The sequence below is a fragment of the Psychrobacter halotolerans genome, assembly GCF_039680845.1.
Lineage (GTDB): Bacteria > Pseudomonadota > Gammaproteobacteria > Pseudomonadales > Moraxellaceae > Psychrobacter.
Genome location: NZ_JBDKWD010000004.1, coordinates 365,814 through 377,951 on the forward strand (window position 1 = coordinate 365,814; position 12,138 = coordinate 377,951).

Here is a 12,138-nt window from a genome sequence, read left to right on the forward strand (position 1 = left end):
ATCTTAGCTATAATGAAAATGTAAGTTATCTTCACTAACCATGGTTTTCAATTGCTGTAAGTTGTCGTCGTTAGGGTAGATGCGCCAATGTTCAGACAGGCCTACATTGGCGATCCCAAATGCTTCATAAATACTCAGACCAAGTGGAAGGCAATTGTCATTGATAGAAGCATCTGTATTGCTCAAAGCGTTGTTGGCATAACCTTGATCGGTCAAGCTTTGAGTGCCGCCATTTGGATAAGGCGCATTTTGGTTCATGTCGCTCTCTAACGCCAATAAGTCGTTGCCATCTTCGTCGTATAAGCTGCCGCCCATCGCGGGATCATAAGCACCGTCGTTGCCGCCGCTACCATAATTATCTTGCTCGTCCTGCTCGCTATTATACCCCAAGCGCGGTGCTGGTATGATATCTGCTTGCGCTGATTTGAGTAAAGGTTGCAGACGCGTGAGCAAATTGATATCACTACCATGAATTTTGATACTGATTTTTTTGAGCCAGCGCAGGCGTGCATCCACGATGCTCATCGCACTATCAAGACGGGCAAATAAACGTCCATCGCGCTCACGAATGCTGCCTTTGATAATGACCACTTCATCGACCTTCAATTGCTCTTTGACGCGGTTAAAGCGCTCGGCATAACAGCTGACTTCAAGGCGAGACGTACCATCATCTAAGGTGATCACATTGCGATTGCCAAAATTGGCGATATCTATGATCAATCCTGAAAAATAACAGCTGCCGTTGTAACCAGTATCAGTCAGTTTATTGAGGCGAACGCCTGAGGTATAACGTTTGAGCTCGTCTAAATACTCATTGATTGGATGACCCGTTAAGTAGAGACCCAAGGTGTTCTTTTCAGCCTTGAGACGATGCTTGTCTCCCCAAATCAATTCTGGTGTCATCACCAATGGCGGCGCTGCGACCACACCATCCATTTCACCGAACAAATCCATCATACCGATTTCGCGGTTTTGACGGTCTTGCTCAGCGGCTTGTACGGCATTGGGTAATTGACTCATCAATGCACCGCGAATCTCAAAAGCGGTATCGGCTGGCAAATCAGGACGCAGCGTTGCGGCAAAGTCATCGAAACAGCCAGCGCTCACTAACGCTTCAAGCGTGCGCTTATTGACCTTTTTGATATCTACGCGGCGACAAAAGTCATATAAGTCTTTAAAAGGCCCATCCGTGCGACGTGCTTCCACGATCGATTCAACTGCGCCTTCACCCACGCCTTTAATCGCACCCAGCCCATAAATGATATTGGTTGGCGTATCAGCGACAAAATGCCACTCACTGCGGTTAACCGATGGATTGACCACGCTTAAGCCAAAGTTTTCACGGCAGTCATTGATAAAGAACACCACGTTGTCGGTGTTGTTCATATCAGAGGTGAGTACCGCTGCCATAAATTCAGCAGGATAGTACTGTTTTAAATAGGCCGTTTGATAAGCCAATACGCCGTAAGCTGCCGAATGCGAGCGGTTAAAACCGTAACCGGCGAACTTTTCCATCAAGTCAAAAACGCCGCCTGATGTGACCTCATCGATGCCTTGTGAAGTGGCACCTGTCACAAAGATATCGCGCTGTTTGGCCATCTCTTCCGGCTTTTTTTTACCCATAGCGCGACGTAGCATATCAGCGCCGCCCAAGCTATAGCCTGCCATCACCTGCGAGATTTGCATGACCTGTTCTTGATAGACAATAACGCCGTTGGTGTTCTCTAAAATTGGCTCAAGATTGGGATGATCGTAGATGACTTCTTCACGGCCATGCTTACGGTCGATATACATCTCTACCATGCCAGCGTCCAATGGTCCCGGACGATACAAGGCACACATAGCGATCACGTCTTCGATATTGGTCGGTTGCAATTTGGCCAAATACTTTTTCATGCCCATGCTTTCTAACTGAAAGACCGCGGTGGTTTTTGCATCTTGTAGTAGCTTATAAGCTTTGACGTCATCTAAAGGCAAATCTTCTAACACCAAGGCGTCATTGCCTTCTTTGGCACGGCGCAGATTGATGTTTTCAACCGCGGCATTGATGACGGTTAAGTTACGCAAACCCAAAAAGTCAAACTTGACCAGCCCAACCGCTTCAACATCGTCTTTATCAAACTGGCTGACGCGATGTCCTTCATCATCACAATAAATGGCGCTAAAATCAGTGATTTTGTGCGGCGCGATGAGGACACCACCTGCGTGTTTACCAACGTTTCGGCAAACGCCTTCAAGCTTGATCGCCATCTCCCAAATCTCAATGGCGTCTTCATAATCCATATTGTCAGGATTGGAGATTAAGTCCTTAAGCTGTGGCTCTTGCTCTAACGCTTGGCTAAGGGTAATGCCGGGCGTTTTGGGGATGAGCTTAGATATCTTATTGGCCAAAAAGTAGGACTTGCTTTGTACTCGTGCCACATCGCGCACCACGGCTTTTGCCGCCATCGTACCAAAGGTGATGATCTGTGAGACGGCTTCGCGTCCATAAGTTTGCGCCACATAATCAATGACCCGATCGCGACCTTCGATACAAAAGTCAATATCGAAATCGGGCATCGATACCCGCTCAGGGTTTAAGAAGCGCTCAAACAATAGATCATAATGAATGGGGTCAAGATCGGTGATATTTAATGCATAGGCGACAAGTGAGCCTGCACCAGAACCACGTCCCGGCCCCACAGGCACACCATTGGCTTTTGCCCAGCGGATAAAGTCCATCACGATTAAGAAATAACCGGGGAAGCCCATGGATAAAATAACTTCAAGCTCATACTCTAAGCGCTCATCATATTTCTGACGAATACCGCTCCAGTTATCACTGCGCGTTTCTACAGGAAATAGCTTGTCTAAGCGATGATCGAGACCGCGCTGGGATTCTGCCCGAAAAAACGATTCAATCGTCTCACCCTCAGGTACGGGAAAGTCAGGCAATACGTTGATGCCAAGCGTCAAGGTGACATTGCAGCGCGTGGCCAAGCGTAAAGTGTTTTCAACCACCTGCGGAATGTCAGCAAACAGTTGCGTCATTTGTTCTTGGGTTTTTAGGTATTGCTCATCTGAATAGGTTTGCGGACGATTGGGATCAGCCAGTACATACGAGCCTGCGATACAAACGCGCGCTTCATGAGCGTCAAAATCGTCTTGCTCTAAAAAGCGCACGTCATTGTGCGCAATGATAGGAATATTGTGTTTGGCACCCGAGTGAATCGCCGCTTTGATAAAGGCATCTTCCCCTGAGCGATTGGTACGCTTGATGGCAAAATATAGACGATCTTGAAATTGTGCTTGCCATTCAGCAAGCAGCTCATCGGCTTTTTCTGGCATAGAGCCGACCAATGCTTGTCCGACGTCTGATTTTTCAGCAAATAAGACAATCACACCTGCCGCATGCTCTAAGATATGACGACGCTTAATAACTGGCGTGCCATGATTGACAGGGTCAGCGCGACCTTCAGTGAATCCAAGCGAGACGATACGAGTGATGTTTTGATACCCTTCATTATTCATCGCCAATAAAGTGAGGCGCGTGTCTTCATTATCCATGATGACTTCGCTGCCAATAATTGGCTTAATACCTGCGCCTAGGCAAGCGCGATAAAATTTCACTGTCGCATAAAGGTTAGACAAATCAGTTAATGCAATCGCGCGCTGATTGTCCGCTGCCGCCGCTTTGACTAACGGCTTGATGCGCACGATAGAATCGGTGATTGAATATTCGCTGTGAATGCCAAGGTGTACAAATGCCATAGAGGACTCTTACGGATGCGATTAAAAACTTTGATAACAAAATAAATTCAATATTATCAAATATTTAATCTGGTATATGAGACGAAAAACACAGAGGGAATCGTGTTTATTCGTTTTAAATCAGGTCGTTAATAATACCATTATTTGCCAATGACAACCACTGATTGAGGACAGTAATCGCTATGAGAGCGGATGTTTTCTTAAGAAGCGCGTGTGAAGTATGAGGGATTTTTATATTCATAGGAGTGACATAAACATTTGTCTTTAAGTTATTATGACAAAAACAGATTTAACGTTATTTTTTATATAATAAGGTAGGTTTAAAAGAAGTCAATGCCCGCCCAAAACGGTTATTAGATAATGAATTTTTTGAAAAGATAAAACGGTATTAATCGCCGTTTTTAAGAGTATAGTCGATCCACTATAAGAGAAATACAGCAATACTGGCGACCATTTTGCGCTGCCTCTGTCAGCAACGGCACAGCAAGCAAGGAAAATGGTTGCCAGTATTGTATGATCATATTCGTATCTTTTTTATTTAGGACTGACTATATAAAGATAAGCGAGGTTTTTTTTAAAATAAAAGGTCTTCTATAACTGACTAATTATAGAAGACCTTTTTGGTTATAAAATTTACGATCATCAAATCAATATAATAAGCTAAAAAAGCTGTCGCCACGTTATTTCCGGCAACAGCTTATGCTCCATAAAAAACCAAATCAATAACCAACCACGGCCGCATCGACAATACGCGGGTCAGATGAGCCATAAACACCATCTGGGGTAACCATAATCGACTGTGTTGAACCCATCGCGGCTTGTGGACTCACCGTATGTCCCATGGATTCTAGTTTTTTAATGGTATCTACGTTGAGCGCTTTTTCGATACGAATTTCATCCGGTAACCATTGGTCATGAATACGCGGGGCATGGGTCGCCTCAGCGATATTCATATCATGGTCGATGACGTTGGATATGACTTGCAGAACGGTTGTAATAATGCGGCTACCACCAGGGCTGCCCGTGACGATATAAGGCTTATCGTCTTTGAAGACCAGCGTTGGGCTCATAGAGGAAAGTGGACGCTTATTGGCTTCAACGGCATTGGCTTCACCGCCTAATAAACCATAACCATTGGGCACGCCTGGTTTGGCAGAAAAATCATCCATCTCATTGTTGAGTAAAATACCTGTACCGTCAGCAACCAAACCAGTTCCGTAAGAAAAGTTGAGCGTATAAGTATTGGCAATCGCATTGCCATCTTTGTCTACGACAGAGAAATGCGTGGTTTGATCACTCTCGTAGGGAAGTGGGTTGTTGGCTTTAATTGTCGACGCTGGCGTGGCTTTGTTTGGATCAATCAAGCCCCGTAATTTATCCGCGTAAGCTTGCGAAGTTAAACCACTGGCTGGCACGTCGATAAAGTCAGAGTCGCCTAAGTACTCAGCGCGATCAGCATACGCAAGCTGCATGGCTTCTGCCATTAGATGAATGGTTTGGGCGCTGTTTTGTCCGTAGTCTTTTAATGGATAGCCTTCTAAGATATTCAAAATTTGGATAATGTGAATACCACCAGAAGAAGGAGGCGGCATAGAGACAATCTCATAACCACGGTAGTTCCCTTTGACCGGTTCGCGGGCGATGGCTTCGTAGTTGGCCAAATCCTGCAAGCTCATGATCCCGCCGGCGTCATTGACCGCTTTCACCAACTTACGAGCAGTATCGCCCTTATAAAATCCATCGGCCCCTTGCGTGGCAATCAGCTTTAGGGAGCGGGCAAGCTCTGGCTGCTTTAGGCGCTCGCCGGGCTGATAGGTGCTGCCATCGGGTTTGAAAAATACCTTTTTGGTACTGGGCCATTTTTGCATGCGATCACTCAAGGCTTCTAGCGACTCAGACAACCCTGCTGTTACTTCAATGCCGTCTTCTGCCAAGGCAATCGCGGGTGCCATCACTTGCTCACGGCTCATGGTGCCGTGCTCCTCTAATGCCTTAAGCAAACCTGCAACCGTGCCCGGTACACCAACGGCGAGCCCATGATAACGAGATAAATCACTGACAGCATTTCCCTCGCCATCAAGGTACATATCACGCGTGGCGCTTTGCGGTGCTTTTTCGCGATAATCGAGTGCCACGGTTTTGCCTTGTTTGGCATCATAAATCATCATAAAACCGCCGCCGCCAATGTTGCCTGCGCGCGGTAAAGTCACGGCAAGGGCAAAGCCCACAGCGACACCAGCATCGACGGCATTACCGCCATCTTTCAAAATCTGAAGACCAATATCAGAGGCCAGCTTTTCTTGCGTGGCAACCATGCCATTTTTTGCCCAGACCGGATGATGAATGGCATCTGCAGAATAGATGGCTTGATCGGTTTTGGCTTTGCTAGTCGTGGGTTTAAGCGTGCTGGTTTTTGCGCGGGTAATGCGCTGATTTTCAGTCACAACCATCGGTGCGTTGGTCACAATCGGCAGATTAATCGCACTGGTATTAAGGGAAGTCGTACTTATCGCACCATTATTGACCGAATCTGTAGTTTCAAGCGCATGAGCGGATACGGATAGAAATAGAGCGCTACTAATAAGTAAGTTAATTGTTTTGAAGGATGTTTTGGGTTTTGATTTACTCGGCTGAGTAGCGTGACAATGGTCAGAAAAGAGTGGTGACATCGCAAAATCCTTTTTTTATGGTTGAGAAACAGTGAGCAATAATTGAGACACTTAAATAATAGCGAAAATTGCGCCTAATAGAAAATTGTTTATTAAATTCTATTTTTTATGTTCATTATTGGTTCAAATATGACTTCTTTTATTAAAATAAATCATAAGAAATAAAAAACGGCTTAAAAAGACCGTTCTAATCTTACTACATTGTAACCTTTTGTGTTATAAATACATTTGCCAACATACATCCACTATTGACTGTTTATATGAATGAAGGGATTTTTATGTCACCCAACCAAAACAATAACCACGATCAGCAGTGTAATTTTAAAAAAACACGGCATGATTCTTTGATCTCTCATAAATTGACCCTTCATAAAAACGGTTTGTCCCATCAATCGCGTAAATTATCTTCTATTGCTTACTCAGCCATGTTGCTTGGCAGTACTTCTTTGATACTTGCTGGGTGTCAATTGAGCCCAACTGCTTCATCGTCCACAGCTGCATCACATAATATGCTGGATTTTAGCATCACTGATACTGCCCAAAATCAAGCACAGGGTCGCGCATTTAATGACGCTTTAAGCGCAAAATCCGCGCATTATGATCAACTATTTAATCAAGAAAAACACCCCAATACTGAGAATCAAGCCAAATCACACTTACTCACGGCTATTCGCCAGCATTTAGCCACAGAGCATGTTGCGGTTGCGCAAGCCAATTATCACGCTGCTCCTTTTATCGATCCAGACAGTATTGACGCAGGTGCAAGCAGTTTACTAAGAACGATTATAGAAACCTATGCGTATCAGTCTGCTCTAGAAAGCGATGATGATGAGTATAGTGAAAGTAGCTATGATGAAAACGGCTATGACTATACTGACGTCGACCATGCAGACGAAGTAGTCATCGTTGAAGAAAGTACATCAGAGTCTGCGACTGAGGATGATTACGATGGCGTCGCTTACGATGGTGTTACTGAGGAAGCGTACGAAGATGCTAACGAATATGAAGCAGCAGCAATAGCGACGGCGTTAGAGGAAGCTGGCGAAAATGACGAGTCATTATATGGCGACGATGATAACTATCATGACGACGACAATTATGATGACGACGATGATAATGAAGAGGACAGCGATAATGATGACAGAAGAAATCGCATTCTCTCAGGCATGTCAGGCTTAAAGCCAAAAGGCCTGCTAAGAAACTACGAAGCCATGCAAATGGCAAAACAGCAGCCAAAAACGGTGAGCGAAGAGTATGAGGAGCCTACGGTAACCGTTGATCAGATACTAAACATGTTTCACCGTACCCCTGAGCAGATAGCAGCATCAAATGCCTATCAATATAAAAACTTAACGTTCAATAGCGTCAGTCATTATCAGCCTAAAAAGCGACAACTACAAAGCGTCTATAGCTATGACTATGTGACACCAACGATCGGCTCATCGATACAAATACCACTCGCATTCGATTTTAACAATAGCCGTATCACAGTCGATCCATCAGCTATTATGCCAATCGTAGCGCTTGTTAATCCTGAAAACACACCGTTACCCAATCAGATGGCGTCACATACGGTGAGTTTTGGTTTGCCCGATGCTATCACGTCACAATTACCGCCAGCCGTACTTTATGATGCGGTAATCTCCGCCATACAGAACAGCATGGCAGAGCTGTCACCTGATTACTTTAGTGCCGTAGACATTCGTCAGGATCCGTTTGCTAAAGAAGTGGGGGCTAGCCACGCGGTAAAAGTCTATTTTGGCAGTCAGCAAAGCGGTGAGATGATAGGTAAAGTACTCAAATATATGACGCAATCGCTCCAAAGTTATGTCGATGCCAATCCAGAAAAATACCCTGATGGCGCTGTGCTGAAAGCTGCGCTCGATAAGGCAGCGCTGTACAATAAAGGCTACCAAAGTCAGGATGTAGGGGCATTACTTCAGCTTATTGAAGCCATCGGACCGCTCTCTTTTAATCAGATCAATTACTATTATTTAGACAGCTCAGATCGTCTGCTCGCCAAGCAGCAACGTATGAATATCGGTGGCGACTTATTAGGCGCTACCACCACCGTGCTAAACCAAGTCCGCTATGACAAAGCCAGCTTTAACAATCATGTATTAACGCCTTTATTGGCCGAATCTTTTGGCGAAAATGCCAAACCTGCCATTGATGGTAATGCTTGGATGGCAGATCAGCGTCAACAAGAAGACAGACTAGCGACGGCACGTTACGCACGCTACGATTATCACGACAGTCGCTTCGATGATGAGCGTGATAACGAGGACGCAAACTACAACGATACAGATAGCGACGATGATACTGACAACAGCATAGAGATCCAATAACGCTGCCTTGTTACGTTTAAGCGAATATTTATTAAGGATAAAACATGAAAACAAATCATCAAGCCATTAAACATTGTTTGTCGTCACCTATCAAAAGCAATACCTTATTTGCTAGTGTGTTTCTGACAGGCGCGCTGTTGCTAACTGGCTGTCAATCCACCAGTCTTTCTAGTAACTCAGGCCAGTCTAGCGCCATGACTGCCAAGCAAACATCAGCGGCCGCCAAAACCGCATTGGCAACCGCGTTGCAAAAGCAGCGCCGCCAATCGTTTAGCTACCACAGCAACGTTGAGATTAATAACGATCAGCAATCTGCTGATATAGAGACAAAAGCATTGGCGGGCTCAGACTATATGGATCAATATTGCGAAGACACGCACGACCAAGCGTACGCTGATTTAATTACGCAAGCAGAAACGCAAAACAAAGATATCTTAAGTGCGGGTTATGACATTCAGCGTACGGCACTGAAAGACCGTTATCTTGAATGCAGTCAGGCTTATGAGGCGTGGGTAGACCAGCAGTCCGATAGTGACATTACGGTGCCGCCATCTTACCAGCAGTTATTTGATAATTATGACGACACACCAAAGCAGCTCGATAGCAAAAAAGCAAAGCTGCTTGACGCGTATTTACTAAAGCCGTTGTCTATCAATGCGCAAGGCATCTATCAGCCGATGGCGGGCAGGGCAACCATCCTTGCAAGTGCTCAGTATCAAGCGCGCAATCATCAAACCAGCATCAATCAGCCTATATATATCGATTTTAAGAATGGCGATATTTATCTATGGGCAGATAATTTTGCGATATTCAACGTCTCGATGTTGGACGACTCACTTGGTACAAAATGGCAAAATAAATGGCTAAAAATAGCCATTGATGATGGCACGCTGCCCAAAGGCTTTGGCGCTGAGGTGATAAAGAGTCATTTTGCGGCGATGGACCAAACGTTTGCACAAGCCCCTGTCAGTCAGTTCGATTATGTGGCGCCGAATATCTTGGCATCGCTTTCTCCCAAACTGCCCACGCATCAGCTGACCCCAATGCTTGCAAGCGATCAGATTATTCGCCGTGTACAAAGTGCTGAGAGCTATGAGCAGTTTTATCAAGATTATATGCGTATTTTCTATGACCGTATCAGCCAGCAATATCCGGAGCTGGTCAGCGAAAATCAGCCTGATGAAACAACCGATATTGCTTCTGACAACTTTACCAGTAAGGCTTGGGTACAGCAGATACTGGCTATGATAAAAAGCCAGATAGACAATAATGACGAGAGTGACGCGGACAAAATGAGTCCGAATGCTGAGGTGCAAGCGCTTTATGGATTTAATAAACGTGGTCAGCTCCAATGGCAGCATTTGCGTGATGAATTACCAAGTAAAATCAACGCCGTTTCTGGCACATCGAACAAGGGAATGGTCGTAGACGTGTTGCAGCAATATTCTGCAATAAGCAATAAAGACATGGCGTTTCCCAACTTGCCAAGTAATGTGCAAGTGCCGAATGCCAGTAATAGTATTGATGCGAGAAAATATGGCAAAGAGCTGATGCAATATTACCGTGAGGGCAATGGTACTTTTATGGGTAAGATGGTATTTAGTAGATTTCCCATGTCTATAGAAGGAAGTGGTGCGGTTGATTAAAAAAGGGATTAAGCTGGTAATAAATAGTCAAACATGACAATGATTTATAAAAAAAGTGCACCGTGGATACGATGCACTTTTTTGTATTGGTACACTCAGTAAGAAAAGGTCAAGAGGTTTGATATAAAATTATCTTGTGCCTATTACTTTATCTTATGTCCATTACTTCACTTTATTAATGAGTAAGTTAAATGCCTTGGCGCTGCTTGTCCTGCATTTTAAGATGTGCCGAGCCTTTATGACCCTTGCTCATTTTTTCTGCTTTCATTTTGGCCAGTTTTTCACGTTGCTCAGGTGTTAAGACTTGTGCGATGGCGTGTTGCGTTTGCATACGTTCGATAAAACGCTGTTTGGTTTTCGCCGCTTGTTGATCAGCCAAACGGTTGACGGCAGCGTTATTTAGTGTGCTTGCATTGGTCAGTGCTTGTACCTGCTGATCCATTTGCGCGCGTTCTGCTTGGTGTTTTGCACGCTCAGCTTTATAGTCGCCATGCTTTGCTTTCATGATGGCTTTGATTTGGGCTTGCTGCGTCGCTGTCAGATCCAACTGAGACATTGGGCCTCTCATACCGCCTTTTTTCATGCCATCTTTATGCTGCATTTTGCTGCTTGTTGCCGCAGTGTCGGTGGTTGCGTTGACGCTGGTACAGGCGGTAACGGTAAAGACGCTAGACATTGCCAATACTGAGCCCAATAATAATTTTTTCATCATGTTATCCTTGATTGAATGGGGTGTGGTCAAATGCACCCATAAAGTTTTTTTGCCACGCGCTATCTAAAGGGTAGAGATAGGCGAGTTGCTTGTGGTTGATAGGTGCTATCTTACGACAGTTAAAAGTTGCGAACATTTATGAAATATTAAGAAAGGTAACGTTTATGGCGTATGAATAAGAACTTGCCTGATAATATAGTCAATGAAAAAATTTAAGACGTAAGGAGACAGATGTGCCTCATGTATTGCTAGGCGATGATGACGAAGAGTTGACCCAATTACTACAAGAGTATTTGCACAATCATGGCGTGATCTGCGACTGCGTTCACGATGGCGAAGCGGTCATTGCCGCGCTTAAAGCGGCTAATAACGCAAGCAGTAATAGCAGCTCTACCAATCATGACCATAGCGCGGCTGCTTATGATTTGCTGGTACTCGATATTATGATGCCAAAAATCGATGGGCTGAGCGTGCTGCGTCAATTGCCCAATATTAGTGACATTCCGGTGATTATGCTGACCGCAAAAGGGGAGGAGATTGATCGTATTATTGGCTTAGAGCTTGGTGCTGATGATTACATTACCAAACCCTGCAATCCTCGAGAGTTGCTTGCGCGCATCAATGCGGTGATTAAACGTACCAATATGATGGTCGCAGAGCACTCGCCATTGCCAGAGAGTCGCTTGCAGCTTGATCAAAACCAGCGCGTCTGCCAGATAGATGGTGTAGCGCTACAAGTGACAGGTACAGAATTTGATCTGCTGGTTGCGCTCCTCAAACAAAAAGGGGAGGTGGTCAGTAAGACTTGGCTGTCAGAGCATGTCTTGCAGCGTGAGTTGCAGCCGTTTGATCGCAGTCTTGATGTCCATGTTTCGCGCCTGCGCAAAAAATTGCAACCCTTCCACGATGAGCCGATAAAAGCGGTTCGTGGTAAAGGGTATCAGCTGGTACTCTAATGAAGGACGCCTCGATAAAAAACACCCCATTTAAGATTCGAATAACGCTGTTTTGGC

At 45.0% G+C, this 12,138-nt stretch carries 6 protein-coding genes; 3 read left to right on the plus strand and 3 right to left on the minus strand.

The features are described from left to right. Nucleotides 1-3 precede the first annotated feature (3 nt). Both dnaE and ggt read right to left on the minus strand, forming a co-directional pair. Nucleotides 4-3,750, minus strand: a complete 3,747-nt coding sequence (gene dnaE / locus AAJP47_RS09860) for a DNA polymerase III subunit alpha (protein ID WP_346717740.1) — start codon at nucleotides 3,748-3,750, stop codon at nucleotides 4-6. Between the two features lie 719 nt (nucleotides 3,751-4,469). Further along, nucleotides 4,470-6,419 (minus strand): gamma-glutamyltransferase, encoded by a 1,950-nt coding sequence (gene ggt, locus AAJP47_RS09865; protein WP_346717741.1) that lies wholly within the window; start codon nucleotides 6,417-6,419, stop codon nucleotides 4,470-4,472. A gap of 278 nt (nucleotides 6,420-6,697) precedes the next feature. On the opposite strand from ggt, the gene AAJP47_RS09870 reads away from it, so the two are divergent. Together AAJP47_RS09870 and AAJP47_RS09875 are read left to right on the plus strand one after the other, a co-directional pair. Then, nucleotides 6,698-8,767, plus strand: coding sequence for a hypothetical protein (locus AAJP47_RS09870; protein ID WP_346717742.1), 2,070 nt, complete (start codon nucleotides 6,698-6,700; stop codon nucleotides 8,765-8,767). Between the two features lie 44 nt (nucleotides 8,768-8,811). Further along, a complete protein-coding gene (locus AAJP47_RS09875; RefSeq protein WP_346717743.1) occupies nucleotides 8,812-10,413 on the plus strand; it encodes a hypothetical protein in 1,602 nt (533 codons plus the stop codon). Nucleotides 10,414-10,600: 187 nt separating this feature from the next. On the opposite strand, the gene AAJP47_RS09880 is transcribed toward AAJP47_RS09875, so the two are convergent. Next, complete coding sequence (locus tag AAJP47_RS09880; RefSeq protein WP_346717744.1) at nucleotides 10,601-11,122, minus strand: Spy/CpxP family protein refolding chaperone; 522 nt, start codon at nucleotides 11,120-11,122, stop codon at nucleotides 10,601-10,603. A gap of 236 nt (nucleotides 11,123-11,358) precedes the next feature. Between AAJP47_RS09880 and AAJP47_RS09885 the strand changes: the two genes are divergently transcribed. Continuing rightward, on the plus strand, nucleotides 11,359-12,081 hold the full coding sequence (locus AAJP47_RS09885) for a response regulator transcription factor (protein ID WP_346717745.1): 723 nt from the start codon (nucleotides 11,359-11,361) through the stop codon (nucleotides 12,079-12,081). The last annotated feature ends 57 nt before the right edge of the window (nucleotides 12,082-12,138 follow it).

Excerpts from the sequence above, each read along its gene's own strand:
- dnaE (WP_346717740.1), bottom strand. The coding sequence starts at position 3,750 with ATGGCATTTGTACACCTTGGCATTCACAGCGAATATTCAATCACCGAT.
- ggt (WP_346717741.1), bottom strand. The coding sequence starts at position 6,419 with ATGTCACCACTCTTTTCTGACCATTGTCACGCTACTCAGCCGAGTAAA.
- AAJP47_RS09870 (WP_346717742.1), top strand. The coding sequence starts at position 6,698 with ATGTCACCCAACCAAAACAATAACCACGATCAGCAGTGTAATTTTAAA.
- AAJP47_RS09875 (WP_346717743.1), top strand. The coding sequence starts at position 8,812 with ATGAAAACAAATCATCAAGCCATTAAACATTGTTTGTCGTCACCTATC.
- AAJP47_RS09880 (WP_346717744.1), bottom strand. The coding sequence starts at position 11,122 with ATGAAAAAATTATTATTGGGCTCAGTATTGGCAATGTCTAGCGTCTTT.